Genomic DNA, 25,024 nt, shown 5'->3' with positions numbered 1-25,024 from the left:
CACCGCCTGTGGATAACCAGATTGGCTGAAGGTGCCGAGGGGCCTACCGTGGTGCGGCGCCCGCCACGATTTCAGGCCTCGGAAACGTCATGAACCGACGCGTCAGAACCGGAGTCGGGTCCCCATATTTGTCAGTGTCGTGCCGTAAGAAAGAGGGCACGGCGAGGTCCGCCCGGCGGACTGGAGGAGGTGGCCCGGTGAGTATCTCCGAGCCTTTGGACGACCCCTGGGCCGACAGCGGTCCCAGTGACCGTCTGCCTGCCTCCCGCCAGCGTGGCAGTGGCGGGCGGGGGCGCGGGGAGCAGCACGACCGCGGTGGCGACGGCGGCTGGGACGACGGAGCTCCGTCCTTCGAGCGGGTTCCGCCCCAGGACCTCGATGCCGAGCAGTCCGTCCTCGGCGGCATGCTCCTGTCGAAGGACGCGATCGCCGACGTCGTCGAGGTGATCAAGGGCCACGACTTCTACCGCCCCGCGCACGAAACGATTTTCACCGCGGTTCTCGACCTGTATGCGAAGGGTGAGCCGGCCGACCCGATCACGGTCGCGGCCGAGCTCACCAAGCGTGGCGAGATCACCAAGGTCGGTGGCGCATCGTATCTGCACACCCTCGTCCAGACGGTTCCGACGGCGGCGAACGCCGAGTACTACGCCGAGATCGTCCATGAGCGTGCGGTCCTGCGCAGGCTCGTCGAGGCGGGCACGCGCATCACGCAGATGGGATACGCGGCCGACGGCGACGTCGACGAGATCGTGAACAGTGCGCAGGCCGAGATCTACGCGGTCACCGAGCAGCGCACCAGCGAGGACTACCTCCCGCTCGGCGACATCATGGAGGGCGCGCTCGACGAGATCGAGGCGATCGGCTCCCGCAGCGGCGAGATGACCGGTGTGCCCACCGGGTTCACCGACTTCGACTCCCTGACGAACGGCCTGCACCCCGGCCAGATGATCGTCATCGCCGCCCGTCCCGCCATGGGTAAGTCCACGCTGGCGCTCGACTTCGCCCGGGCCGCGTCGATCAAGCACAACCTGCCCAGCGTCATCTTCTCCCTGGAAATGGGCCGGAACGAGATCGCGATGCGTCTGCTGTCCGCGGAGGCGCGGGTCGCGCTGCACCACATGCGCTCCGGCACCATGACGGACGAGGACTGGACCCGGCTCGCGCGCCGGATGCCCGAGGTCTCGGCGGCGCCGCTCTACATCGACGACTCGCCGAACCTGTCGATGATGGAGATCCGCGCGAAGTGTCGTCGTCTCAAGCAGCGCAATGACATCAAGCTCGTGATCATCGACTATCTGCAGCTGATGCAGGCCGGTGGTTCGAAGCGCTCCGAGAGCCGTCAGCAGGAGGTCTCGGACATGTCACGAAACCTGAAGCTGCTAGCCAAGGAGCTGGAAGTGCCGGTCATCGCGCTCTCCCAGCTGAACCGTGGCCCCGAGCAGCGCACGGACAAGAAGCCGATGGTGTCCGACCTGCGTGAATCAGGCTCGATCGAGCAGGACGCGGACATGGTGATCCTGCTGCACCGTGAGGACGCCTACGAGAAGGAGTCACCCCGCGCCGGCGAGGCGGACATCATCGTGGGCAAGCACCGTAACGGTCCGACGGCAACGATCACGGTCGCCTTCCAGGGTCATTACTCGCGCTTCGTGGACATGGCGCAGACCTGATCCCGTACGACCCGCTCCCGCACGACCGCAACCGCTCGGCATGGACGTGCGACCTGGAGCTGTCGGCCTAAAAGCGGTCGACGTCCGGCGGCCGGCAGGGTGGACTTGGGGCATGACGTCATCCCCTGAAGAGCTGTTGCCCACGACGCGCCGAGCCCTCTTGCATCACATTGCCACCGCTCAGGCGGAAGGCCGTTCCCCTTCGCTGGTGGCCGCGGTCGTTCGCGACGGTGAGCTGGTGTGGAGCGGCGGGCGTACCTGTGTGGACGGGCATGCTCCGGACGAGCACGTGCAGTACCGGATCGGCTCGATCACCAAGACGTTCACGGCCGTGCTGGTGCTGAGGCTGCGGGACGAGGGTGTGCTCGACCTCGGGGACCCGTTGGAGAAGCATCTGCCGGGCACCGGCGCCGGCCAGGTCACCATCGCCGAACTTCTGGCGCACACCAGTGGGTTGGCGGCCGAGACTCCTGGTCCTTGGTGGGAGCGTTCGTCGTCCTCGCTGCGTCCCGAGCTCGCCGATGTGCTGGGCGAGAAGCCGTTCAGGCACCCGGTCGGCAAGCAGCATCACTACTCCAACCCCGGCTACACGTTGCTGGGTTCGCTGGTCGAGGCGTTGCGCGGTGCTCCGTGGGAGGACGTCCTGCGTCGCGAGGTCCTGGAGCCGCTCGGTCTGGACCGGACGAGTGGGCAGCCGCAGGCCCCGCATGCCGGTGGCTGGGCCGTGCATCCCTGGGCCGATGTGATGATGCCGGAGCCCGCGGAGGATCTGGGTCTGATGGCTCCTGCCGGACAACTCTGGTCGACGGCAGCGGACTTGGGGCGGTTCGCCGTGTTCCTGATGGAGGGCGACGACCGGGTTCTGAGTACGCAGTCTGTACGCGAGATGCGCACGCCGGCCGCGCCCACGCTGTCGGGGGACTGGGACTCCTCGTACGGCCTCGGTCTTCAGCTGGCACGGAGGAATGGGCGGGTGCTGGCCGGGCACGGTGGTTCGCTGCCCGGGTTTGTGGCGGGGCTGTGGCTGAGCGAGGAGGAAGGTCTGGCCGCGGTCACGCTCGCCAACTGCACGTCGGGCGTGCCCGCATCGACGGTCAGCACGGACCTTCTCCGTATCGTCGCCGAGGCCGAGCCGCGCATCCCCGAGCCGTGGCGGCCCCTGCCGGACGTCGATGCGACGGTGCTGGAGCTCGCCGGGCCCTGGTACTGGGGTACGCAGAGCACGGTGCTGCGGCTGACGGCCGACGGGGGAGTCTCGCTCGGACCGTTGACGGGTGGGGCGCGGGACTCGCGATTCCGCCCGAACGGCGACGGCACCTGGACCGGGCTGGACGGCTACTACGCGGGGGAACTCTTGCGCGTCGAGCGCCGGACCGACGGGTCGGTGAGCCATCTCGATCTCGGATCGTTCGTCTTCACGCGTGAGCCGTACGAGAAGGGGGCGCCGGTCCCCGGCGGCGTGGACCCGGAGGGCTGGCGAGGACTTCCCGGGTCCTAGCCGGTCTTGTTCCCAGTCAGGATCGCTCCCGTCCGGCCTGGTTCCTGGTCGGGACGCTGAAAGGGCCGGGTGGTCGTCTGTTTCACGTGAAACAGACGACCACCCGGCCCCTCGGCGTTGTCAGAGCTGGAGCTTGAAGCCCACATGTGAGGCCTCGAAACCCAGTCGCTCGTAGAAGCGATGGGCGTCGGTCCGGGTGGCGTCGGAGGTCAGCTGCACCAACTGGCAGTTCTGACGGCGGGATTCATCCACGGCCCACTCGATGAGCAACGTGCCGAGCCCGCTGCCACGCTCGTCCGCGTGGATGCGGACGCCCTCGATGATCGAGCGCGTGGAGCCCTTCCGGGAGAGCCCGGGGATGACGGTGAGCTGAAGGGTCCCGACAGTGCGCCCCTCGCGCACGGCGACGGCCAAGTGCTGGTTGGGGTCCCCGGCGATGCGCGCGTGCGCCTCCAGGTATGGCGTGAGGTCGTCCGGGGACTCGCGGCGGGCGCCCAGGGGGTCGTCCGCCAGCATCTCCACGATGGCCGGGATGTCGGCGGCCACGGCAGGCCGTATCTCAAGATCTCCCATGGCCGCAGCCTACGCGGCCATGGTGTCGTCAGTCCTGGACCGCGACCGCCCGGCGCCGGGCGTCCCCCGGCCTTTCGAGGTGACGTCTCAGGCGGGGACGCGTACGGCTTCCACCGCGCGGACGAGGGGGGCGAGTTCGGGGTTCCTGGCCGCCTCGTCGAGTGCCTCGCGCAGGGCGGTGTCATTGGTGGGCCGCGCATCGGCGAGCAGAGCCAGCCCCGTCTCGCTCACGTCCGTGTAGATGCCGCGACGGTCGGTGGGGCAGAGGTAGCGGGCGAGCAGACCGCGGTCCTCCAGACGCGTCACCAGGCGCGTGGTGGCGCTCTGGCTGAGGACAACGGCGTCCGCGACCTGCTTCATCTGCAGGTGACCGCCTTCACCGTCGTGCTGGCGGCTGAGGACATCGAGCAGCGAGTACTCCCGCACGCTCAGGTCGTGCTTGGCCTGCAGGGCGCGCTCGATGTGGGTCTCGATCTTCCCGTGGAGCAGGGAGAGGGCGCACCAGCCCTGGGCCAGGGCGATGAGTGCGGGGTCTGTGGCGGTCATGGCTCTAGTTCCTCCGTCCCGAAGCGGCTGAACCCAGGATAGTCCACACGTGAAATTGTCGGCGCTTGCAAGTAGTGCGCGTCTGCAAGTATTGTGAACGCACGCAAAGCGCATCTGCAACAGTCTGGGAAGGTGAACCCTATGCCTCTCGCGCTTCTGGCTCTCGCGATCGGGGCCTTCGGGATCGGAACCACGGAATTCGTGATCATGGGGCTGCTCCCCGAGGTCGCGGGTGACTTCGGCGTCTCCATCCCCACGGCCGGATTTTTGGTCACCGGCTACGCCCTCGGCGTCATGTTCGGTGCCCCCCTCATGACGATTCTGGGCACCCGCATCTCGCGCAAGCGGATGCTGCTGCTCTTGATGGGCCTGTTCATCCTGGGCAACGTGCTCTCCGCGGTGGCGCCTGTCTTCCTCGTCATGGTGATCGGCCGCGTGGTCGCCTCACTCGCGCACGGCGCCTTCTTCGGAATCGGCGCAGTCGTCGCGGCCGAGCTGGTCGCCCCCGAGAAGAAGGCCGGAGCCATCGCCATGATGTTCACCGGCCTGACCGTCGCCAACGTCGTCGGCGTGCCCCTGGGCACGCTCATCGGCCAGAGCGTCGGCTGGCGCGTCACCTTCGTGGCCGTTGCGGCGCTCGGAGTCGTCGGACTGCTCGGCATCGCCAAGCTCGTCCCCGACATGCCCAAGGCCGAAGGCGTCCACCTGCGGCACGAACTCGCCGCCTTCAAGAACGTCCAGGTCCTGCTGGCGATGGCCATGACCGTGCTCGGGTTCGGAGGAGTCTTCGCCGCCATCACTTACATCGCACCGATGATGACGAACGTCGCCGGTTACGCCGACACGTCGGTGACCTGGCTCCTCGTCCTGTTCGGCCTCGGCATGGTCGCCGGCAACCTGATCGGCGGCAAGTTCGCCGACCGCAAGCTGATGCCGATGCTGTACGTCGCACTGAGCGGGTTGGCCGTCGTGCTGGCTCTGTTCACGCTGACCGCCCACAACAAGGTCCTGGCGGCGATCTCGATCGCGCTGATCGGCGCTCTCGGGTTCGCCACGGTGCCGCCGCTGCAGAAGCGGGTCCTCGACCAGGCCCACGGCGCCCCCACGCTGGCCTCCGCGGTCAACATCGGCGCCTTCAACCTCGGCAACGCTCTCTCGGCCTGGCTCGGCGGCATCGTCATCGCGGCCGGCCTCGGCTACACGGCCCCCAACTGGGTCGGCGCTGTCCTCGCCGCCGCCGCACTCGTCCTGGCCGTTGTGTCCGCCGGCCTTGAGCGCCAGTCCAAGGCCTCGAACCCGGTCGTCGCAAGCGCGACTCCCGAACGTACCCGGCAGGCGGAACCCGCTCACAGCTGAGCGGCCCTCAGACCCTCACTCACCCCCACCCCCGGGGCCGGCGTCGTCCCCGCACCCGTTCCATCGCAGATCCCCGCAAGGAGAAACCCTTCATGAGCACCACCACGGCTGTCGCACCGCTGACCATCCAGGACGCGGAGATCCTCGTGACCGCCGCCCGTCGTGCGGCCGAGTCCGCCGGAGTGAACGTCAGCGTCACCGTCCTCGACGCCGGCGGACACCTGCTCGCCTTCCGGCGCGACGACCGGGCCGTGCTGATCTCAGGCGAGACCAGCACGCGCAAGGCGTACACCGCCCTCCAGCTCAATGCCCCGACCGCGGACCTCGTCGAGCTGGTCAAGCCGGACGGTCCGTTCCACAGCCTGCCCACCGCCTTGGACCGGCCGTTGCTCTTCATCGCGGGCGGCATCCCCGTCCACCGCGACGGTCACCTCATCGGCGCGGTCGGTGTCGGCGGCGGCGCACCGGAGCAGGACCACGGGTTCGCCACGGCAGCCGTGGCAGAGCTCGTCTGACGTTCAACGAGGCCTGAGCGCGACGCGCCTCCCCACACAGAAGTCCGCCCCTGGACGCCGTGATCCCACGGTGTTCAGGGGCGGACTTCATCACATGCGCTGCCCGGTCTGGTCAGCCCGCTGCGACCGTCAGGGGCGCGAAACGGCGCGTCCAGTCGCCGGGGAGTTCGGGGGCGCCGTAGGTCATCACGGCGTTGAAGGCCTGGGACTCCACCCCCCGTGCCTTCATCCACGCCAGCAGTTCCTCATGTCGCACGTCGATGTCGGTACGCAGGGGGCGATCCGTACCGGCGGCGAGTGAGGTGACGAGAGCCTTCGCCGTCTCGGTGTCGCGGGCGATCAGCGGGCCGATGACATGGGTGTCCATGTTGGGCCAGGCGGCCGCGAAGCCGATGAGTTCGCCTCCGTCCTCGGCCACGCGCAACTGGTCTGCGAAAGCAGGGAGGCGGGTCAGGACGTGGGTGCGGTCGAGGCCGAAGACCTCTGCGTCCAGGTGAAGCATGGCCGAGAGATCCTCAGCGGTCGCGGCGCGTGTGGCCACGGACGGCGTCCGTCCACCGGGGGTGAAGTGTCCCCGCACCATCTCCGCACGCCCGATGACCTTGAAGCCCAGCCCTTCGTAGAGCGGGCGACCGTACGGGGTCGCGTGCAGGGTGAGCGGTGTGGTGTCCGCCTGCTCGGCGACGTACTGCATGAGGCGGCGGCCGATGCCGCGGCGGGCGTGGCGTTCGGCGACGAGCACCATGCCGATGGCGCTCAGCGCGGGCCGGCTCGGCGGGCCGTAGTCGGTCACCACGCAGGCGCTCACCAGGCCCCCGTCGGGGTCGTCGATGCCGTAGCCGGTGCCGGCCGAGAGCAACAGGCCCCACTTGTGTTCCTCGCGGGGCCAGCCGCGGTCCTCGGAGAGATCGGCGCACGCTGTGAGGTCGCGCGGGGTGAGCCGGCGGATGGGCAGATCGGAGAGGAGAGGTGTCGACACGCAGGTCAGGCTGACTGACGCGGCCGGTCCGCGTCCACCGCTTTGCGGGCAGCATGCTGCTTTCGGCCACGTCGCGTCAGTCCCCATGGCTTGAGCACCGAGATCACCGTCATGAAGAGATAGGCGGTCAGGGAGACGATGGGGCCGGCTACCAGATCGCTCGGCCGAGGCAGCGGAGCACCTGCCATGACCGTCGCGACCGCGGCGTTGACGCCGGGACGCAACGCGAAGATCGAGGCGGCGGTTGTGGCGAGCGTGAGCCAGAACTTGGCATAGACCCAGCGGTGCCGGGCGAGGCCCCAGGGGGTGCCCAGCGACAGCAGCAGGCCGCTCAGCAGAGTGAGCAGAGCGAGCGGGATCACCAGCCAGTCCGTGAAGACCTTCATCGCGCGGCAGGCGGCCTCGACCATCGGGTCGGAACCCGCGGTGATCGCCGTGACGGCGAGCGCGAGCAGGCCGAGTGTGAGCCCCAGCCAGCAAGCGGAGGACGTCACATGGACGACGAGGGTGGCCCGGCGAGCGGGACGGCGTAGTTTCACGTGAAACACCGTGCCGGGAGTGCCCCCTCGAGGGCGTCCGACAGAGGGAGTAACCCCGGGTACTAGCCTCGGCGTACATGGCGAGACCGCATCTCTTCGATCTGGACGGAACGCTGCTGCACGGGACGTCGGTGCCCCTGGAAAATCTCGCGTCAACTAGGGCTCGAGGCCGAGATGGTGGCCCTGGACCGTGAGATCGGCGCGCAGCGCATCGGACCGCCGGAGTACGCGCGGCGGGTGCATGCCCAGCGCCGCGGCGAAGGTGAAGATCGCGGACCGGCTCTGTGAAAAGTTCGGGGTGTCACGGGCCGCTTGCATGGCCTGCGGCGACTCGTTCTCCGATGGGAGCTGTTCGGCGTCGTGCCGGTATCGGTTGCGATCAATGTGGATCAGCACGTCGCGGGGTCTGGCGACTCACTCGTACGCCGGCCGCGATCTGCGGGAGGCATGCGAATTGGTGCGGCACGCCCGCTAATTGAGGGATTGCCGGGGCATATCCCCTGTCGAATTCCTTGCTGGGCAAGGGGGACTTGTGCGTTTGGTGGGTGCCGGTATGGTCGACTCCGGTCCGAGGCTACCGCGCTGGGCGCAGCCCGGGCCATGCACGCAGGCCAAGTAGACAGCCTAACGGGACGGAGAGATCGAAGACCTGCTATTTCCGCTATGCGGCTTGCGGGGTCGCGCCGGATGGCACGCTGCGGTGAGGAACTGCGGGCAATGTCACATTGCTCCCTTACTTGTCCGTAGCGGACCGGAATGCGGGTTCACTTGGGCCGCCGCATTCTGCCGCGGCAGAACGGGGAAAGAGCGACTTCCGATCGCGGGAGTACGCAGACCGACCGAAAGATGTTCGAGGCGAGGCACAGCATGGACGCTCCGACCACTACGTCGGCCGACTCCGGTTCCGGCGGCGGGGGCGGTTGGTTCACTCCGCGTAAGGCGCCGCCCACCGGCCCGGGCACGAACCAGGACACGCCGTCAGAGGGGCGCAAGGTCACGCCGATACGGCCCGTGGGCCGGCCCGAGCGAATATCGGACGACCACGCGGAGACGGTGCCCGCGCAGAGCCCCGCCCCGGCGGCGGAGGCCGCACCCGCACCTCAGTACGTGTCGGCCCCTGGCCCGCGCCCTCGCCAGGCCGCCCCCGGCGGGAACGCGCGCCCTACCCAGCCCGGCCCGGTCGCGACCGCGCGCCCCCACGCCGCCCAGCACGGACAAGGGTCGAGCCCTGCGTACCCGCCGCACTCCGCGCCCCCGGCACCGGAGCCCACGGCAGACGCCACCCCCCGACCCGCTCCCGCGCCCGAAGCCTCCCCCGACGCGCGGCTCATCCGCCGCACGCTGGAGGAGGTCGGCCCCGACGCTGACAAGGTCACCTCGTACTTCTACGCGCTGCTCTTCGTGCGCCACCCCGAACTCCGGCCCCTGTTCCCCGCCTCGATGGACACCCAGCGCGACCGGCTCCTCAAGGCGCTGCTGACGGCGGCCGAGCACGCCGACAACAAGAGTGTCCTCGTCCCGTACCTGCAGAACCTGGGCCGTGGGCACCGCAAGTACGGCACGCAGCCCGAGCACTACCCCGCGGTCGGCGAGTGCCTGATCGGCGCGTTGACCCGGTACGCGACGACGACGTGGGACCCGGAGACGGAGGCGGCCTGGGTGCGCACGTACACGACGATCTCCCAGGTCATGATCGACGCGTCGGCAGCGGACGAGCTGCGCGCGCCCGCGTGGTGGTACGGCGAGGTGGTCTCGCACGACCTGAGGACCCCGGACATCGCCGTGGTCACGGTCCGGCCCGACCAGCCGTACCCGTTTCTCGCCGGGCAGTACACGAGCCTGGAGACGCCTTGGTGGCCGCGGATCTGGCGGCACTACTCCTTCGCCTCGGCGCCCCGTTCCGACGGGCTGCTCTCGTTCCATGTGAAGGCCGTCCCTGCGGGATGGGTCTCCAATGCGCTCGTGCACCGCGCCCGTCCCGGCGATGTGATCCGGCTCGGCTCGCCCTCCGGTTCGATGACGGTGGACCACAGCTCCGACAGCGGGCTGCTCTGTCTCGGCGGAGGTACCGGGATCGCGCCCATCAAGGCCCTCGTCGAGGACGTCGCCGAGCACGGCCAGCGGCGCCCGGTCGAGGTGTTCTACGGGGCTCGCACCGACCACGACCTGTACGACATCGACACGATGCTGCGGCTCCAGCAGACCCACCCGTGGCTGGCGGTCCGCCCGATCGTCGATCAGCAGGCCCATCTGCAACTGCCCGACGCGGTACGCGAGTACGGCCCCTGGAACGAGTACGACGCCTATCTGTCGGGCCCGCCCGGCATGATCCGCAACGGGGTCGACGCCCTGCGGGACATCGGGATCCCGGTGGACCGGATCCGCCACGACTCCGTGGAGGAGCTCGTCGCGACCGGCAACTGACGCCGGCAGCTGAGTGCCGGGCCCGACGAAAGCCGCGTACAGCAGGCGCCCCCGGACCAGGCCCGCGGCTCTAGCCCTGAAGCCCCAGCCCTGCCCCGTCAGCCCAGGTCAGGCGCGTGCATCGCCCGTACACCCTCGATGTTGCCGTCCAGATAGTGCCGCAGGGACAGCGGGACGAGATGGACCGAGGCGATACCGACGCGGGTGAAAGGCACCCGCACGATCTCGTACTCGCCGCACGGCTCCTCGATCTCGGGGCCGTGCCGCTGACTGAGGTCCATCGACTCGAGGCGGCAGACGAAGAAGTGCTGGACCTTCACGCCAGTGGCGCCGCCGTCCTCGCCGATGTGCTCGACGGTGTCCACGAAGCAGGGCACCACATCGAGGATCTTGGCGCCGAGCTCCTCGTGCACCTCGCGGTGCAGGGCGTCGACGACGGTCTCGTCCTCGGGTTCGACCCCGCCGCCGGGGGTCAGCCAGTACGGATCCAGGCCGGGCTTGGTCCGCTTGATCAGGATCAGGTCGTCGCCATCGAGCAGGACGGCGCGTGCGGTGCGCTTGACCACGGGTCGGACGGTCATGGGAGAAATGTGGCCCCGCCGGTTCCACGTGAAACATTCCGTACCGACCTGGCCTCAGGCCAACGCCAACTGATCAGTGCTAGTTGATCACCAGGAATCGGTCGGCACGAACCGATCAGCACCAATCGACGGCGGTGCGCAGCAGCCACTCGTGCGCCCGCGCGATGTGCGGCATGGCCAGCGTTCCCGTGCGCACAACGAGGAAGTACGTCCGCAGCGGGGGCACCGGAGGATCGAGCAGGGCCACGACCTCGCCGCGCTCCAGGGCCGGCGCGCAGAGGTAGCGCGGCAGCACCGAGAGCCCGGCGCCGGCGATGGTGCAGGCGAGCACCGCGCGTAGATCCGGCACGATGACCGTGCCCGACGTGGCCGGGCGTGAGTCGAAGACAGCGGCCCAGTAGCGAGCGACGAACGGCAGCGACTCGTGTGCCTCGACCAGCGGCAGATCCTCCAGCGCGGCCGCGCCGCTGCGGCGCAGGGTGCCGGGCCCTATGCGGGCGGCCCACCGAGGCGAGGCAAGCAGGACGTGCTCCTCGTCGCAGAGCGCAGTCGCGGTGAGCAGGGCGCCGCGCGGGCGGGCCGTCGTGATGGCCAGATCATGATGTCCGGCGCCAAGCCCCTCCAGGACTTCCTCGGCGTTGCCGAAGGAGGCGCGCAGGGCGAAGCTCTGGCCGTCGTCACGGGTGAGCGCGGTGAGGGCGGGCAGCGCACGCTCGGCGGTGAACTCCGGAGGCCCCGCGAGGTGCAGCGTGCGCACCGGCGACTCCTCGTCGATGCCGGTCTCGGTGATCTCCACGAGGGCGTCGAGGTGCGGAGCGGCTTTGTGCGCGAGTTCGTCGCCGATGGAGGTGGGGGTCACGCCACGCGCCTGGCGCAGGAACAGAGGGCGGCCCAACTGCCGCTCCAGGGTGCGGATCTGAGATGTCACCGCCGGCTGCGAAAGGCCGAGCAGCGCGGCGGCCCGCGTGAAGGAACCCGCCCGGTGCACGGTCACGAACGTGCGCAGCAGGGCGAGATCCATGGCGGTGTACTCCCCTCTCGGCCTCCGGGTCGGCCCCAACTATAAATATGTCGATAGGTCTCTGTCGCTACCGTGATTGGACACTGACACAGAGTCAACTAGCCTTATGCGCGCGGTTCTTGGCGCGCAGGAACCGGGGACGGTCCGAGCCACGAGGGGGGAGGCTCGGGCCGTCCATTGTGCGTAGCCGGTGATGAGACCGAGGCCGCGGCCGGCAGTGGCCCGTGAGTGGCCCTAGACGGCCGCCTCGTCGAGCGCGCGCAGCACATCGGCCACCAGGTCGTCCGGATCCTCGGCACCGGCGGAGAAGCGGATGAAGCCCTCTGGGACATCGTCCCCGCCCCAGCGGCGACGGCGCTCGGCGGTGGACCGCACGCCGCCGAAGCTCGTCGCGTCGTCCACCAGCGTCAGGGACTCCATGAACTGCTCGGCACGCGCGCGCGTGGGCAGCGTGAAGGAGACCACGCACCCGAAGCGCCGCATCTGCTGAGCGGCGATCTTGTGCGAGGGGTCGTCGGGCAGACCCGGGTAACGCAGGCCCTCGATGTCGTCGCGGTCGCGCAGGGCGAGAGCGAGCGCGAGAGCGTTGGCGTTCTGCCGCTCCGCCCTCAACTGGAGCGTGGCGAGGGAGCGATGGGCGAGCCAGGCCTCCATCGGGCCGGGAATCGCGCCGACGATCTTGCGCCAGCCCCGCACCGACGCGGTCAGCTCGGCGTCGCGGCAGGTCACGTAGCCGAGCAGGATGTCGCCATGGCCGGTGAGCTGCTTGGTGCCACTGGCCACGGAGAAGTCGGCGCCGAGCTCCAGGGGGCGCTGGCCGAGCGGCGTGGCGAGCGTGTTGTCGACTGCCACCAGGGCGCCACGCGCGTGTGCCGCCTCGGCGAGCCGCCGCACGTCGCACACGTCGAGGCCGGGGTTCGACGGCGTCTCGATCCACAGGAGCTTCGCGCCGTCCAGGACGTCGAGCTGAGCGTCACCGCCGGTGGGGGCGGTGCGGACCTCGATGCCGAACGCCGTGAGCTGCTCGCGGACGAGCGGGAACACCTGGTAGCCGTCGCTCGGCAGAACGACCATGTCGCCGGCCTTGAGCTGCGAGAACAGCACCGCCGAGATGGCGGCCATCCCGGACGCGAAGACGAGGGTGTCGACATCCTCCTGGCCGGGCGCCTCGAGCTCGCCGATGGCCCGCTCCAGGTGGGTCCACGTCGGGTTGTCGTCCCGGCCGTACGTATAGGGCCCCGAGACATCGCCCGGCAGGTGGAAGTGTGCGGCGAAGACAGGCCCTGGGAGCGTCGGATCGTTCTTCGAGGCCTCGGGCAGACCCGCCCGCACTGCCCTTGTGCCGTCCCCGATCTGCGTCGATTGAGTCATGCCGCCCGCCCTTCCAGTGCCGCGCGTACCGCGTCGAGCAGACCGTCGCTCGCCGCCTCCACCATTCTCAGGCACTCCTCGAAGTCGTCGATGCCGCCGTAGTACGGGTCCGGTACATCCAGGTCTGTCCCTGCCGAGGGGTCGTACGAGCGCAGCAGGCGGACCTTCTCGGAGTCCTGCGGGGTCGGTGCCAGCCGGCGCAGGGTGCGCAGATGCCCGGCGTCCAGGGCGATCACCAGGTCGAGCCGGGAGAACCACGAGGCGCTGAACTGCCGGGCCGTATGGCCGCTTTCATAGCCGCCGGCCGCCAGCACGGAGACGGTGCGGCGGTCGGCACCGTCCCCCTCGTGCCAGCCGTCGGTACCCGCGCTGTCCACCTCCACGAGGCCGGCGAGACCGGCCTCGTGGACGCGCGTGCGGAAGACCGACTCGGCCATGGGTGAGCGGCAGATGTTGCCGGTGCAGACGAAGCACACACGGAAGGACATGGGGCGGGGTCAGTCCTTGTCGTCGGGCAGGACGACGTTAAGCGCCCAGGAGACGACCGAAATGATCAGGCCACCGAGGACGGCGGTCCAGAACCCCTCGACATGGAAGCTCTGGTTGAACTGGTCGGCCAGCCACGAGGTCAGCAGCAGCATCAGGGCGTTGACCACGAGCGTGATCAGGCCGAGCGTCAGGATGAAGAGCGGGAAGGTGAGGAGCTTCACTATGGGCTTGACCAGGAGATTCACCAGGCCGAACAGCAGCGCCACGATGATCAGCGTGCCGACCTTCTTGCCGGTGCTGTCACCTGTCAGCGTGATCTTGTCGAGCAGCCACACCGCGACAGCAAGGGCCCCCGCGTTGGCGATCGTCTTGACTACGAAATTCTTCATGTGTCTGATCGTGGCAGACGAGACCGGATCATGAGAGTGGCCCTGCGAGGCCGCTCACGGGCAAGAGGGCGGACAAGTGGGATGAAGGCATTCCGGCTGGACGAACTGGAGGCGGAACGTGCCGCGAACGACGGCGCATATCTGCAGTTCCTGCGGGAGCGGAACATGTCGGTCGGGCTCTACGCCCTCGACGCGGGGGACCAGGACCCGCAGCAGCCCCACCAGCAGGACGAGGTGTATCTCGTCGTCAGCGGTCGCGGTTCGATCACCGTCGGCATGGAGACGACCCAGGTGGCGCGCGGCAGCGTCGTGTACGTACCGGCCGGGGTGGCCCACAAGTTCCATCACATCAGCGAGGACCTGCGGGTTCTGGTGGTGTTCTCTCCGCCTGAGAGCTGACGGCGGATCTCGGGGTTCCCTAGGGGGTCGCTCAGGGGACGACAAGGGGTCCGCGGCCCCCACAGGGCGCCTCGGCATGCCAGCATCGAATGCAGAAGCCGTATCGAAGCGGTACGGCTCGGGAGAGAGGTAAGGACGATGGCAGTGCGAGAGATCTTCGCGGGTATGCCGTGGTGGGTTAAGTGGGTCGCGGTGCCGGTCATCGCCCTGGTCGTCTTCGGCGGACTGATAGCCAGCGTCGTGGGCTTCGTGATCGGTCTGCTCTTCAAGGTGCTGGTCTTCGTGGCCCTGGTCGGTGGACTCATCTACGTCGTACGGAAGTTCATAACGGGCTCGTCCTCGCGCAGCGACTGGTAGCTCTGGGCAACGGTTCGCTCGCGCGGGGGAAGTTTCCCCGCGCGGCCCTCTTGAAGTGGTGGCCAGGGCTAGAGTCCACAACTCGACGGCCGCACCCCCCGTGATTCCCGAGAAGCGGGGGGACCCCACGCGCTTCGGGAGTGAACCTTGGCCACGGCTGAACCGCTTTCCGCCGCCTCTTTGTCCGCTGACATCACGTCCCCCGACACCATGTCTGCCGACGCCACGTCCCCACACGCGATGCCCCCACCCCTCGGCTGTCGCACGCACAGCTACGACGACGTTCAGGCCGAGGTCCACCCCGAGGGCGGCCCGACCGGCGCCCCGCCCACCCTCATCGGTTCTGTCCAGCGCGCGATGCGCCTCCTCGAGGCCGTCGCGTCGCACGAAGAGGGAGCGCCGGCCAAGCAGCTCGCCCGGGAGGCCGGCCTCGCGCTTCCCACGGCCTACCACCTGCTGCGCACGCTCGCCCACGAGGGCTATCTCCGCAAGGAGAAGGGCCTGTTCGTCCTGGGTGCGGCGGCCGAGCGGCTGGGTGGCAGCGCAACGCAGCAGAATCGTCGCGGCATGATCACCGACGCCCTGCAGCACTGGCGCGACGCCATCGGTGTACCGGTGTACTTCTCGGTCTACCGCGAGGGCGAGATCGAAGTCGTGGCCGTCGCCGACACGCCCGGGAATCCGGCGGTCGCGGAATGGGCCGACTTCCGCGAGACGGGGCACGCGCACGCGATCGGCCAGTGCCTCCTCGCCCAGCTCGACGACGAGAGCCGACGCGACCACCTCGACCGCTATCCCGCGTATTCGATCACCCCGTACACGGTGCGCGACGACCGCTCGCTGCTACGACGCCTCAACGAGCTGGGGCGCATGCAACCGGTCGTGGAGCGCCAGGAGTACGCGTTGGGCACGGTCTGCGCGGCGTTTCCCATCACGGTCGGGTCCACCGCGGCCACGATGGCGGTTTCTCTCCCGTCCCATCAGGCGGGTCGTCTGCTGCCGGCGGCACGACAGCTGCAGAACGAAGTCGGAAAACTCGTCAGGACACTCGCCTTCTCTATCAGCATCTGAAAACTCACTCCTTGTGATCCCGCATGTACGTTAAGCAAGATGCGAAGGGTGCCGGGAAGGTTATTCCTGGCCAATCGACGGCAAATTGACGGGGTAGGCGATGCGCGAGTCGGTACAGGCAGTACAAGCAGAGGTCATGATGAGCTTCCTCGTCTCCGAGGAACTCTCGTTCCGCATCCCGGTGGAGCTGCGGTACGCCGCTGCTGATCCCTACGCCGTGCGGCTGACCTTCCACCTCCCTGGGGACGCCCCGGTGACCTGGGCCTTCGGCCGAGAGCTCCTGGTGGACGGGGTGGCCGGTCCCTGCGGCGACGGCGATGTGCGCATCGAGCCGGTGGAACTGGCCGGCAGACCGGGCGAGATGCCGGGCGAGGTGCACATCAGGCTCCAAGTGGGCGGTGACCAGGCGCTGTTCCGGGCAGGCGTCGCTCCCCTCGTCGCCTTTCTCGACCGCACCGACAAGCTCGTACCGCTCGGCCAGGAGCGGGCGCTCGCCGACTTCGAGGCGCATCTCGACGAGGCACTCGACCGGATCCTCGCCGAGGAGCAGAGCGCCGGCTGACGGGCTCCAGGAGTCCGCGGACCATCAACTGACGTAACGCTTCAGCAGACCGGTGCCCTCGGGGTGCCCTCGCAGGGGTTCAGCGCTTCCGTCGCCGGCCCCTTCCTCCGCGTGCCGGACCGGCCGCGGCAGCGGACGGGGATCCCGGCCGGTCGGCCGAGACCACCAGGGCCGCGAGCGCGGTCGTCACCGGTACCGAGGCGACCAGCCCGATAGAGCCCACCAGAGTGCGCACGATCTCCACGGCCACCAGCTCACTGTTGGCCACGGTGCCCACACTGCTCTGCGCGATCGAGAAGAGCAGCAACAGCGGCAGCGCCGCGCCCGCGTACGCCAGGACGAGCGTGTTGACCACGGACGCGATGTGGTCGCGGCCGATCCGGATGCCCGCGCGGTACAGGCCGCGCCAGCCCATCGTCGGGTCCGCCTGATGCAGCTCCCACACCGCCGACGTCTGCGTGACCGTCACATCGTCGAGCACACCGAGCGAACCGATGATGACGCCGGCGAGCAGCAGACCACTCATGTCGATGGACGGGTAAAGACCGTGGATCAGGCCCGTGTTGTCGTCCGTGTTGCCGGTCAGCGCCGCCCAGCCGATGAACAGCGAGCCGAGCAGACCGATCAGGACCAGCGACACGAGCGTGCCGAGTACCGCGACCGATGTCCGGGCCGTCAGACCGTGACACAGGTAGAGCGCGATCAGCATGATGGCGCTCGCCCCGATCACCGCCACCACCAGCGGATTCGAGCCCTGCAGGATCGCGGGCAGGATGAAGAAGGTCAGCACCATGAAGCTGATCGCCAGTGCGACGAGCGCCATGACACCCCGCAGCCGGCCCACGACGACCACCGCCAGCGCGAAGATCCCGGCGAGCAGCGCCATCGGGAGCCTGCGGTCCACATCGGTGACGGAGTACTGAAGTTCTTTGGGCGCGTCGGGCGCGTAGGCCACGATCACCTTCTGGCCCTCGTGCAACTGCCGTGGTGAGTCCGGCTGCACGATCTCCGTGAACGTACGGCCGGTGTCCTTGCCGGTGTCGACGCGGACCGTGGCTTTCTCGCATGTGCCCTTCGCCTGTTGCTCGGCGGTCTGGCCCTCGGCGGTCGACGTATCGCCGGTGGGGGTGTCGCCGGAGGCGTTGACGGACTTGCAGTCGACCTTGTCGACCTTTGTGACGGTGCCCTGTTGGGTCTGCCGGTCGAAGCCGACGCCGGTACGGGCGTGGGACGGGGCGCCGCCGGGCCAGAGCACCACGAGGCCGACCACGACCGCCACGGAGAACGGGATCAGTACCGCGGCGATGACCTTGCGCAAGTGCTTGGAAACAGGCGCGGCGGGGCCGTGGCTGTGGGAGTGCCCGTGTTCGGCGCTCCCCTGGCCATGGGGCGGCTGCGGCGGCGTGGACGGAGGCTGCGGCGTGCTGGTCACCGCCCGATCATCGCAAGAACGGCAGGGGCCCTCTGTTCAGCACGCCAGAAATGACGCTAGCGTGGGGGCACCTTTGCACACGCGGGAGCTCGGAGCACCGGGCTGAGAGGGCGCTGACCTCCGCTTCGGCGATGTTTCACATGAAACATCGCCCGACGGAAGCCGCTGCGTCGACCGCCGAACCTGTTACCGGGTAATGCCGGCGTAGGGAGTAGGTCTCATGACCACATCGGACGCACGCACGCCTGCCTCCAACCTGTCCGCAGAGACGGGCGAGGCCGGGAAGTCCATCGGCTGGCACAAGGGGTACGTCACGGGCTCACGCCCCGACCTCCAGGTGCCGGTCCGCCAGGTGCACCTCACCAACGGCACGGCGGTCACGCTCTACGACACGTCCGGGCCGTACACCGATCCGAGTGTCGACACCGACGTCCGCAGGGGCCTTGCCCCGCTGCGGGAGAACTGGATCGTCGGCCGCGGTGACACCGAGGAGTACTCGGGCCGCCCGGTCCGCCCCGAGGACGACGGCATCAAGCACACCTCTCCGCGTGGCGGCCTGCGCAACCTCGACGCGGTCTTCCCCGGCCGCCCCCGCCAGCCTCGTCGCGGGCGGGACGGCCGGGCGGTGACCCAACTCGCGTACGCCAGGCGCGGGGAGGTCACGCCCGAGATGGAGTACGTGGCCATACGGGAGAACGTGGAGCCCGAGGTCGTCCGTGAGGAGATCGCCGCGGGCCGCGCGGTCCTGCCGGCCAACGTCAATCACCCGGAGATCGAGCCGATGATCATCGGCAAGCGGTTCCTGGTGAAGGTCAACGCCAACATCGGCAATTCCGCGGTCACTTCGTCGATCGAGGAGGAGGTGGAGAAGATGACCTGGGCGACCCGCTGGGGCGCCGACACTGTCATGGACCTCTCCACCGGCCGCAACATCCACACCACGCGCGAATGGGTCCTGCGCAACTCCCCCGTCCCGATCGGCACGGTGCCGCTCTACCAGGCGCTGGAGAAGGTCGACGGCCGCGCCGAGGAGCTGACCTGGGAGATCTACAAGGACACGGTCATCGAGCAGGCCGAGCAGGGCGTGGACTACATGACGGTCCACGCCGGTGTGCGGCTGCCGTACGTCCCGCTCACCGCGAACCGCAAGACGGGCATCGTCTCGCGCGGCGGTTCGATCACGGCTGCCTGGTGCCTGGCGCACCACAAGGAGAGCTTCCTCTACGAGAACTTCGCGGAGCTCTGCGAGATCCTCGCGGCGTACGACGTCACGTACTCGCTGGGTGACGGCCTGCGGCCCGGCTCGATCGCGGACGCCAACGACGAGGCGCAGTTCGCCGAGCTGAAGACGCTCGGCGAGCTCAACACGATCGCGAAGAGCTTCAACGTCCAGACGATGATCGAGGGCCCCGGGCACGTCCCGATGCACAAGATCAAGGAGAACATCGACCTTCAGCAGGAGGTGTGCGAGGAGGCGCCCTTCTACACACTCGGCCCGCTGACGACCGACATCGCCCCCGCGTACGACCACATCACCTCCGGCATCGGAGCCGCGATGATCGCGTGGTGGGGGACGGCCATGCTCTGCTACGTCACGCCCAAGGAGCATCTGGGCCTGCCGAACAGGGACGACGTCAAGACCGGCGTCATCACCTACAAGATCGCGGCCCACGCTGCGGACCTCGCCAAGGGACACCCGGGCGCCCAGGACTGGGACGACGCGCTCTCCGACGCGCGGTTCGAGTTCCGCTGGGAGGACCAGTTCAATCTGGCCCTCGACCCGGACACGGCACGGGAGTTCCACGACGAGACGCTCCCGGCCGAACCGGCGAAGACGGCCCACTTCTGCTCGATGTGCGGGCCGAAGTTCTGCTCGATGAAGATCTCCCAGGACATCCGCCGGCAGCACGGCGGGACGAAGAGTGAGATCGAGGAGGGCATGGCGGAGAAGTCCAAGGAGTTCGCCGCCGCGGGCAACCGGGTCTATCTGCCGATCGCGGACTGACCTCGCCCACGCCCGTGCGGGCGCCGCGCGCTGTCCACCGGTCGCCTTTCGCGGCCGGTGGACAGGGTGTTCCGGGGCCAACGACTGTCGGCCTATTCCGGCTTGTGGTCCGGGCCTCCGAAGTCGGGGCTTGTGAAGTCCGGGCTCGAGTACGTCGGGCGCGGGCCCGCAGGGGAGCCGCCGTCGGTGCCCGGGCTGCTGAACCCGGGCCTGTTGTACCCGAGGTGCGGCATGCGGCCCGCTGCTCCGGGGCCGCCCCCGCGATTGGCGGGGGCCGGCGGTGGTTCCGCGAGCGCCTCCCGGAGGAACGGCAGGATGCCGCGCTCCAGGAGCACGAGGCACCAGGCTTCCCTGGCCCGGTCCACCTCCTCGTTCGACTCGGTGTGCGCACCGGCCTGCAAGGACGTCGAGCCGTTGCGCAGAGCGGTGAGCAGCAGGCCCACTGCGGCGACGAGGATGCCCGCCACAGTGAGCGCGCCGAACACCCAGCCGGCCGTCAACAGGGTCTGGGCGAACGCCGGTTCCGGATCGAGCATCTTCAGGATGTAGCCGACGAGCAGGAAGATCGCGGCGGCCGTCCCGGCGAGCACGGGGGCGAGCACCGCGACGACGGCTATGACGCCGGCGCCAGTGGTCTCCGCCACCTCGCCCACGGTGGCAGCCAGGCCGATCGCTCCGCCGCCGGATTCCGCCGCGCTCTCTCCTTCGCGCAGCGGACGCACGGGCCGGGGCGAGGCGCGCAGGTCGGCGCGGACCTTCACGTAGTTCTGGTACTCGGTCGCGGCGGCGGCCGTGATCAGTGCGGTGGCGTTGAGCGCCATGGTGCGCAGTTGTTCGGGGTTGAGCCGCTGACCCACTTCGGCGAGATCAGGGCGGTCCGGTGCGGTACGCAGCGCATCATCGAGGATCCGCTCGAACTCGGGGCGGTCCTCGTTCAGCAGGTGCGGAGCGCTGTTCATGTGCATCCCCCGATGCTCCGTAGGGCTTGGGGGCTCGCGTGGGTACGAGCCGTCGGGCAGAACCGGAGGGGAGCCTGCTACGGATAAGCCGATGGTAGAGCGGTGACGGCACGCGGTGACAGGGGGTTTCCCGAATTCGGCCCGGTGGCCGGACTGAGCCCCCGTTCGGTGCGCCTGCCCGGGGAACGCCTAGCTATCCATGGGGAGTTGCTGGACCAGCAACTTTCCGGCCATGGTCACTCCGCCGTCCATCGCGATCGCCCGCCCGCCCGCGTACACATGCGGGCCCTCGATCTGCGGGCGGCTGTCCTCGGACCCGTCCGCCGCGTCCTCGGTGCCTACCTCGCCGAGGAGGTACGGGATGGGGCTGTGGCCGTGGACGACGCGCGCGCCGCCGTAGGTGTCGAGGAGCTCACCCACGGCTTCGGGTCCGGATTCGTCGCGGAACGCGAAGCGCTTGGTGAATTTGCGGAAGAGGTCCCAGCACTCGTCCGCGTCGTTACGCGTGAGGGTCTCGCGGACCGTGTCGTTGACCGCCTCGATCGAGTCGCCGTAGTCGAGGTACGAGGTCGTGTCGGAGTGCATCAGGAGGTGGTCGTCCTCCAGCTCGATCGCGTCGAGCCGGGACATCCACTGGAGATGGACGTCCTGGAGGCGGTCCATGTCCGACTTCTGCCCGCCGTTGAGCAGCCAGGCCGCCTGGAAAGTGGCAGTGCCGGCGCCCGAGTTGACCGGGGTGTCGCCGAAGCGCTTGGCGCCGAGCAGGAGCAGTTCGTGGTTGCCCATGAGGGCCTTGCAGTAGCCGCCGGCGGCCGCGGCCTCCGCGGACAGGCGCATCACGAGGTCGATGACACCGATGCCGTCGGGCCCGCGGTCGGTGAAGTCGCCGAGGAACCAGAGTCGGGCGGTGCCGGCCGACCAGCTGCTCTCGGCGTCGATGAGGCCCTGCTCGTACAGGGCCGCGATCAGCTCGTCGAGGTAGCCGTGCACGTCGCCGACGACGTACAGCGGGCCGAGCCCCTCGGCGGGACGGGGCGCGGGCTCGGTGTCGATCTGCACCTGGACCGTGTCACCGCGGTTGATGACCGGCAGGTCGCGCTGGGTGGGCGTGTACCCGTCGGGCTGGTCGAACGCGGGGTCCTGAGGGGACGGCTCCGCGTAAGAGGGCTCCGGGTGCGACGCCGATGGGTACGACGCCGATGGGTACGGCGGCTCCTGGTGAGCGGGATCCGGCTCCGCCTGCGCGCGCGCGGCAGAGGCGGGCGGAGCGGGGTCGTGGCCGGGCTCCTGGACGTACTCCGGTACGTCATGGACGTACGCCGGAACGCGGAAGTCGCGCAACGTCGCCGTGCGCACCTCGGGTCCCTGACCGGCCCCCTGAGTCATCGACCCCTCCACCACCATTGCGCCGCCTCTGCACCCGATCGGACTGCCTGGTCGCAGCCGCCCGCGGTGTCGTGCGCCCATCATAGGAATGCGGCTCGCGCTGTGTGATGCACCAGGGGTGGTGAATCGGATCCGGGCGGCTGTTCACCGTGCTTTTCTCCCGAATTGGTACGGGCTTTTCCGGGTGGTCTTCGGGGTGACCACCCGGAAGCCGTCGTTCAGCCGTGTCCCGGGGAGCGGGGCGGGCTGACCTTCGTGCGGGGCGGACGGCGCTGGGACGAGGTCCGGACGATGAGTTCCGTCGGTATCACCTGCTCGACCGGCTGGTCCGATTCAACCCCTTCGATGGCGTCGATCAGTAGTTGGACGACCGCGGTGCCGATGCGCCGGGGCTTGAGCGAGAGGGTCGTGATGGGCGGTTCCGTGGTGGCGTAGACGGTCGATTCGCTGCAGCAGACGAGCAGCAGGTCCTCGGGGACGCGCAGGCCGTACCGGCGGGCGGCGGCGAGCAGGTCCGTGCCGTTGGGGTCGAAGAGTCCGTACACGGCGTCGGGCCGGTCGGGGCGGGCCAGGAGCCGGTCGGCGGCGACGGCCCCCGCGCACGGGTCGTGCGCGGGATAGGACTCGTACACGGGTTCCTGCCCGATCCGCTCGCACCAGTGCAGGTACGCGGAGGTGGACAGATGGGTGTACGTGTCCGTGGTCGTGCCGGTGAGCAGTCCGATGCGGCGGGCCCCCGCGGCGGCGAGGTGGTCGAGGATGCCGAGGACGGCGGCCTCGTGGTCGTTGTCGACCCAGGCGGTGACGGGGAGCGTGCCGGCGGGGCGTCCGTCGGAGACGACGGGCAGGCCTTGGCGGACCAGCTCGGTGACCACCGGGTCGTGGTCGGAGGGGTCGATGACGACGGTGCCGTCGAGAGCGACGTTCGACCAGACGTCATGGCGTGAGGTGGCGGGCAGGATGACTAAGGCGTACCCGCGGGCGAGCGCCGCCGAGGTGGCGGCTCTCGCCATTTCCGCGAAGTACGCGAATTCGGTGAAAGTGAAAGGTTCATCCCCGTAGGTCGTGACGGTCAGGCCGATCAGGCCCGACTTTCCGGTACGGAGCGTTCGGGCCGCCGCGGAGGGGCGATAGCCCAACCGGTCGGCGACCTCGCGGACATGGCGTCGGGTGGCGTCCGGGAGCCGTCCCTTACCGTTGAGCGCATCGGAGACAGTCGTGATGGAGACCCCGGCGGCGGCGGCAACGTCTCTGATGCCCGCCCGCACCTGCCGGGTGCCCCGGCGGGTGGTCTCTGCCCGGCTCACCTGGTGCTTCCCTGCTGCTGTCATGGCGAGCCGATAGTAGGGCTCATGTGGCGGGGCGGCGTGAGTGCATATGCACGCGTTGACAGGCACGTTTCTGCATGGCCAGAGCGAGTCAATGACCTTGGAAATCAAGGGAGTTGAGCGTATCGACGCCAGGAGGTCACTTGTCGGCGCGCGTGGGCCTGCCAAGTCGGTGATGTTGCGAGTAGGTCTCAACTCACCTTCACGGGGGATGCGCGCCACGGCGCGAGCTACCGGCGCGCACTGAAAAGGGGAGCGCTCCCCCTCCTCCGTACGCCTCTGGGAGGTCCGCGGCAGTCGTCATGGGTGGTGTCGGACGGCCACCCGGCAGGTCGAGGGCCCCGGGCCATTGGGGTCTGCCGCGAATCCTCTTAAGGTGAGCAGTATTGAAATGGTGGTCGCGAGGAGGACTGCGGTGAGCGAGACGAGCCCCAAGCTGCGTGCCGAGCTGGAGGGTATTCCCACCTACAAGCCGGGCAAGGCTGCCGCGGCCGGGGGGCCGGTGGCGTACAAGCTGTCCTCGAACGAGAACCCCTATCCGCCGCTTCCCGGCGTGATGGAGAGTGCCGTCGCGGCGGCCGGTTCCTTCAACCGCTACCCGGACATGGCCTGCACCGGGCTGATGAACGAGCTGGCGGAACGATTCGCGGTGCCGGTCACGCACCTGGCCACGGGCACCGGCTCGGTCGGGGTCGCGCAGCAGCTGCTCCAGGCGACCAGCGGCCCCGGCGACGAGGTCATCTACGCCTGGCGGTCCTTCGAGGCGTACCCGATCATCACGCAGATCAGCGGTGCCAAGGCGGTGGAGGTGCCGCTGACGTCCGGTGAGGTCCACGACCTCGACGCGATGGCCGACGCGATCACCGACCGCACGCGCCTGATCTTCGTGTGCAACCCGAACAACCCGACCGGCACGGTGGTGCGCCGGGCCGAGCTCGAGCGGTTCCTGGACCGGGTCCCGAGCGACGTCCTGGTCGTGCTCGACGAGGCGTACCGCGAGTTCATCCGTGACGCCGAGGTGCCGGACGGCGTCCAGATCTACCGGGACCGTCCGAATGTCGCCGTGCTGCGGACGTTCTCCAAGGCGTACGGGCTCGCGGGCCTGCGGGTCGGCTTCGCCATCGCCCATGAGCCGGTGGCGGCCGCGCTGCGCAAGACGGCGGTGCCGTTCGGCGTGAGCCAGCTCGCGCAGGACGCGGCGGTCGCCTCGCTGCGGGCCGAGGACGAGCTGCTCGGCCGGGTGGGCTCGCTGGTGTGCGAGCGCAATCGCGTGGTCGAGGCGCTGCGGGGGCAGGGCTGGACCGTGCCCGAGACGCACGCGAACTTCGTGTGGCTGCGTCTGGGGGAGCGCACGGCGGACTTCGCCGCGGCGTGCGAGCAGGCCGGTGTGGTCGTGCGGCCGTTCGCCGGCGAGGGGATGCGGGCCACGATCGCGGAGACCGAGGCTAACGACGTCTTCCTGAACACGGCGGCGGCGTTCCGCAAGGAGCTGTAGACCGGGCGGCTGCGGCCGCTCCGTAGCGCGGTGGGGGTTCCCCGGAGTAAGGGGGGACCCCCCTTCTGCTGTCCGG

The 25,024-nt window shown here is 69.1% G+C and carries 24 protein-coding genes and 1 pseudogene; 12 read left to right on the top strand and 13 right to left on the bottom strand.

Going from position 1 to position 25,024, the window contains the following annotated elements; all coding sequences use genetic code 11:
- The first annotated feature begins 197 nt into the window (after window positions 1-197).
- Both dnaB and CG723_RS33175 read left to right on the top strand, forming a co-directional pair.
- Window positions 198-1,673: a replicative DNA helicase gene (dnaB, locus tag CG723_RS33180; protein ID WP_100597201.1), complete on the top strand. Its 1,476-nt coding sequence runs from the start codon at window positions 198-200 to the stop codon at window positions 1,671-1,673.
- Between the two features lie 112 nt (window positions 1,674-1,785).
- Window positions 1,786-3,171 (top strand): serine hydrolase domain-containing protein, encoded by a 1,386-nt coding sequence (locus CG723_RS33175; RefSeq protein ID WP_100597200.1) that lies wholly within the window; start codon window positions 1,786-1,788, stop codon window positions 3,169-3,171.
- 120 nt (window positions 3,172-3,291) lie between these two features.
- Here the strand turns inward: CG723_RS33175 and CG723_RS33170 are convergent, their stop codons facing one another.
- Both CG723_RS33170 and CG723_RS33165 read right to left on the bottom strand, forming a co-directional pair.
- Complete coding sequence (locus CG723_RS33170) at window positions 3,292-3,744, bottom strand: GNAT family N-acetyltransferase (RefSeq protein WP_100597199.1); 453 nt, start codon at window positions 3,742-3,744, stop codon at window positions 3,292-3,294.
- Between the two features lie 87 nt (window positions 3,745-3,831).
- On the bottom strand, window positions 3,832-4,290 hold the full coding sequence (locus CG723_RS33165; protein ID WP_100597198.1) for a MarR family winged helix-turn-helix transcriptional regulator: 459 nt from the start codon (window positions 4,288-4,290) through the stop codon (window positions 3,832-3,834).
- A gap of 141 nt (window positions 4,291-4,431) precedes the next feature.
- On the opposite strand from CG723_RS33165, the gene CG723_RS33160 reads away from it, so the two are divergent.
- Window positions 4,432-5,646 (top strand): MFS transporter, encoded by a 1,215-nt coding sequence (locus CG723_RS33160; protein WP_100597197.1) that lies wholly within the window; start codon window positions 4,432-4,434, stop codon window positions 5,644-5,646.
- A gap of 92 nt (window positions 5,647-5,738) precedes the next feature.
- Window positions 5,739-6,161, top strand: a complete 423-nt coding sequence (locus tag CG723_RS33155) for a GlcG/HbpS family heme-binding protein (RefSeq protein ID WP_100597196.1) — start codon at window positions 5,739-5,741, stop codon at window positions 6,159-6,161.
- Window positions 6,162-6,273: 112 nt separating this feature from the next.
- Here CG723_RS33155 and CG723_RS33150 read toward each other — a convergent pair whose 3' ends face one another.
- A complete protein-coding gene (locus CG723_RS33150) occupies window positions 6,274-7,140 on the bottom strand; it encodes a GNAT family N-acetyltransferase (RefSeq protein WP_100597195.1) in 867 nt (288 codons plus the stop codon).
- 5 nt (window positions 7,141-7,145) lie between these two features.
- Complete coding sequence (locus tag CG723_RS33145; RefSeq protein ID WP_100597194.1) at window positions 7,146-7,679, bottom strand: DUF2269 domain-containing protein; 534 nt, start codon at window positions 7,677-7,679, stop codon at window positions 7,146-7,148.
- Window positions 7,680-7,756: 77 nt separating this feature from the next.
- Between CG723_RS33145 and CG723_RS48095 the strand changes: the two are divergent.
- Window positions 7,757-8,154, top strand: a pseudogene (locus CG723_RS48095) (hypothetical protein).
- Window positions 8,155-8,546: 392 nt separating this feature from the next.
- On the top strand, window positions 8,547-10,103 hold the full coding sequence (locus tag CG723_RS33135) for a globin domain-containing protein (RefSeq protein ID WP_199841994.1): 1,557 nt from the start codon (window positions 8,547-8,549) through the stop codon (window positions 10,101-10,103).
- 98 nt (window positions 10,104-10,201) lie between these two features.
- Here the strand turns inward: CG723_RS33135 and CG723_RS33130 are convergent, their stop codons facing one another.
- The 5 genes from CG723_RS33130 to CG723_RS33110 all read right to left on the bottom strand — a co-directional run bounded on the left by CG723_RS33130 (window position 10,202) and on the right by CG723_RS33110 (window position 13,954).
- Window positions 10,202-10,684: an NUDIX domain-containing protein gene (locus tag CG723_RS33130; protein ID WP_100597192.1), complete on the bottom strand. Its 483-nt coding sequence runs from the start codon at window positions 10,682-10,684 to the stop codon at window positions 10,202-10,204.
- 115 nt (window positions 10,685-10,799) lie between these two features.
- On the bottom strand, window positions 10,800-11,705 hold the full coding sequence (locus CG723_RS33125; protein ID WP_100597191.1) for a LysR family transcriptional regulator: 906 nt from the start codon (window positions 11,703-11,705) through the stop codon (window positions 10,800-10,802).
- Between the two features lie 234 nt (window positions 11,706-11,939).
- Window positions 11,940-13,076, bottom strand: a complete 1,137-nt coding sequence (locus CG723_RS33120; protein ID WP_100597190.1) for a cystathionine gamma-lyase — start codon at window positions 13,074-13,076, stop codon at window positions 11,940-11,942.
- Window positions 13,073-13,564 (bottom strand): low molecular weight protein-tyrosine-phosphatase, encoded by a 492-nt coding sequence (locus tag CG723_RS33115; RefSeq protein ID WP_100597189.1) that lies wholly within the window; start codon window positions 13,562-13,564, stop codon window positions 13,073-13,075. The genes CG723_RS33120 and CG723_RS33115 overlap by 4 nt, the downstream gene beginning before the upstream one ends.
- A 9-nt stretch (window positions 13,565-13,573) precedes the next feature.
- Window positions 13,574-13,954 (bottom strand): phage holin family protein, encoded by a 381-nt coding sequence (locus CG723_RS33110; RefSeq protein WP_100597188.1) that lies wholly within the window; start codon window positions 13,952-13,954, stop codon window positions 13,574-13,576.
- Between the two features lie 81 nt (window positions 13,955-14,035).
- Between CG723_RS33110 and CG723_RS33105 the strand changes: the two genes are divergently transcribed.
- From CG723_RS33105 to CG723_RS33090, 4 genes are all read left to right on the top strand, one after another.
- Window positions 14,036-14,353, top strand: a complete 318-nt coding sequence (locus tag CG723_RS33105; protein ID WP_100597187.1) for a cupin domain-containing protein — start codon at window positions 14,036-14,038, stop codon at window positions 14,351-14,353.
- 144 nt (window positions 14,354-14,497) lie between these two features.
- Complete coding sequence (locus CG723_RS33100; RefSeq protein WP_100597186.1) at window positions 14,498-14,710, top strand: DUF5326 family protein; 213 nt, start codon at window positions 14,498-14,500, stop codon at window positions 14,708-14,710.
- A 357-nt stretch (window positions 14,711-15,067) separates the two neighbouring features.
- Window positions 15,068-15,781: an IclR family transcriptional regulator gene (locus CG723_RS33095; RefSeq protein WP_100597271.1), complete on the top strand. Its 714-nt coding sequence runs from the start codon at window positions 15,068-15,070 to the stop codon at window positions 15,779-15,781.
- 100 nt (window positions 15,782-15,881) lie between these two features.
- Entirely contained in the window at window positions 15,882-16,343 is a 462-nt protein-coding gene (locus CG723_RS33090; RefSeq protein WP_100597185.1) for an SsgA family sporulation/cell division regulator, read from the top strand.
- 79 nt (window positions 16,344-16,422) lie between these two features.
- On the opposite strand, the gene CG723_RS33085 is transcribed toward CG723_RS33090, so the two are convergent.
- Window positions 16,423-17,775 (bottom strand): YibE/F family protein, encoded by a 1,353-nt coding sequence (locus CG723_RS33085; RefSeq protein WP_100597184.1) that lies wholly within the window; start codon window positions 17,773-17,775, stop codon window positions 16,423-16,425.
- 220 nt (window positions 17,776-17,995) lie between these two features.
- Between CG723_RS33085 and thiC the strand changes: the two genes are divergently transcribed.
- Window positions 17,996-19,780 (top strand): phosphomethylpyrimidine synthase ThiC, encoded by a 1,785-nt coding sequence (thiC, locus tag CG723_RS33080; RefSeq protein ID WP_100597183.1) that lies wholly within the window; start codon window positions 17,996-17,998, stop codon window positions 19,778-19,780.
- 92 nt (window positions 19,781-19,872) lie between these two features.
- Here thiC and CG723_RS33075 read toward each other — a convergent pair whose 3' ends face one another.
- The 3 genes from CG723_RS33075 to CG723_RS33065 all read right to left on the bottom strand — a co-directional run bounded on the left by CG723_RS33075 (window position 19,873) and on the right by CG723_RS33065 (window position 23,456).
- Window positions 19,873-20,745 (bottom strand): hypothetical protein, encoded by an 873-nt coding sequence (locus CG723_RS33075; protein ID WP_100597182.1) that lies wholly within the window; start codon window positions 20,743-20,745, stop codon window positions 19,873-19,875.
- A gap of 183 nt (window positions 20,746-20,928) precedes the next feature.
- Window positions 20,929-22,140, bottom strand: coding sequence for a metallophosphoesterase family protein (locus CG723_RS33070; RefSeq protein ID WP_234374654.1), 1,212 nt, complete (start codon window positions 22,138-22,140; stop codon window positions 20,929-20,931).
- A gap of 203 nt (window positions 22,141-22,343) precedes the next feature.
- Entirely contained in the window at window positions 22,344-23,456 is a 1,113-nt protein-coding gene (locus CG723_RS33065; protein WP_100597180.1) for a LacI family DNA-binding transcriptional regulator, read from the bottom strand.
- Between the two features lie 412 nt (window positions 23,457-23,868).
- Between CG723_RS33065 and hisC the strand changes: the two genes are divergently transcribed.
- Window positions 23,869-24,948: a histidinol-phosphate transaminase gene (hisC, locus tag CG723_RS33060; protein WP_100597179.1), complete on the top strand. Its 1,080-nt coding sequence runs from the start codon at window positions 23,869-23,871 to the stop codon at window positions 24,946-24,948.
- Window positions 24,949-25,024: the final 76 nt, after the last annotated feature.

The sequence above is a fragment of the Streptomyces sp. CB01635 genome (assembly GCF_002803065.1).
In the GTDB taxonomy this organism is placed as follows: domain Bacteria; phylum Actinomycetota; class Actinomycetes; order Streptomycetales; family Streptomycetaceae; genus Streptomyces.
Note: the sequence above shows the minus strand (reverse complement) of the source record. Positions and strands in the feature narration are given on the sequence as shown.

Excerpts from the sequence above, each read along its gene's own strand:
- CG723_RS33175 (WP_100597200.1), top strand. The coding sequence starts at position 1,786 with ATGACGTCATCCCCTGAAGAGCTGTTGCCCACGACGCGCCGAGCCCTC.
- CG723_RS33170 (WP_100597199.1), bottom strand. The coding sequence starts at position 3,744 with ATGGGAGATCTTGAGATACGGCCTGCCGTGGCCGCCGACATCCCGGCC.
- CG723_RS33165 (WP_100597198.1), bottom strand. The coding sequence starts at position 4,290 with ATGACCGCCACAGACCCCGCACTCATCGCCCTGGCCCAGGGCTGGTGC.
- CG723_RS33160 (WP_100597197.1), top strand. The coding sequence starts at position 4,432 with ATGCCTCTCGCGCTTCTGGCTCTCGCGATCGGGGCCTTCGGGATCGGA.
- CG723_RS33155 (WP_100597196.1), top strand. The coding sequence starts at position 5,739 with ATGAGCACCACCACGGCTGTCGCACCGCTGACCATCCAGGACGCGGAG.
- CG723_RS33135 (WP_199841994.1), top strand. The coding sequence starts at position 8,547 with ATGGACGCTCCGACCACTACGTCGGCCGACTCCGGTTCCGGCGGCGGG.
- CG723_RS33130 (WP_100597192.1), bottom strand. The coding sequence starts at position 10,684 with ATGACCGTCCGACCCGTGGTCAAGCGCACCGCACGCGCCGTCCTGCTC.
- CG723_RS33125 (WP_100597191.1), bottom strand. The coding sequence starts at position 11,705 with ATGGATCTCGCCCTGCTGCGCACGTTCGTGACCGTGCACCGGGCGGGT.
- CG723_RS33120 (WP_100597190.1), bottom strand. The coding sequence starts at position 13,076 with ATGACTCAATCGACGCAGATCGGGGACGGCACAAGGGCAGTGCGGGCG.
- CG723_RS33115 (WP_100597189.1), bottom strand. The coding sequence starts at position 13,564 with ATGTCCTTCCGTGTGTGCTTCGTCTGCACCGGCAACATCTGCCGCTCA.
- CG723_RS33110 (WP_100597188.1), bottom strand. The coding sequence starts at position 13,954 with ATGAAGAATTTCGTAGTCAAGACGATCGCCAACGCGGGGGCCCTTGCT.
- CG723_RS33105 (WP_100597187.1), top strand. The coding sequence starts at position 14,036 with ATGAAGGCATTCCGGCTGGACGAACTGGAGGCGGAACGTGCCGCGAAC.
- CG723_RS33095 (WP_100597271.1), top strand. The coding sequence starts at position 15,068 with ATGCGCCTCCTCGAGGCCGTCGCGTCGCACGAAGAGGGAGCGCCGGCC.
- CG723_RS33090 (WP_100597185.1), top strand. The coding sequence starts at position 15,882 with ATGCGCGAGTCGGTACAGGCAGTACAAGCAGAGGTCATGATGAGCTTC.
- thiC (WP_100597183.1), top strand. The coding sequence starts at position 17,996 with ATGACCACATCGGACGCACGCACGCCTGCCTCCAACCTGTCCGCAGAG.
- CG723_RS33075 (WP_100597182.1), bottom strand. The coding sequence starts at position 20,745 with ATGCACATGAACAGCGCTCCGCACCTGCTGAACGAGGACCGCCCCGAG.
- CG723_RS33065 (WP_100597180.1), bottom strand. The coding sequence starts at position 23,456 with ATGACAGCAGCAGGGAAGCACCAGGTGAGCCGGGCAGAGACCACCCGC.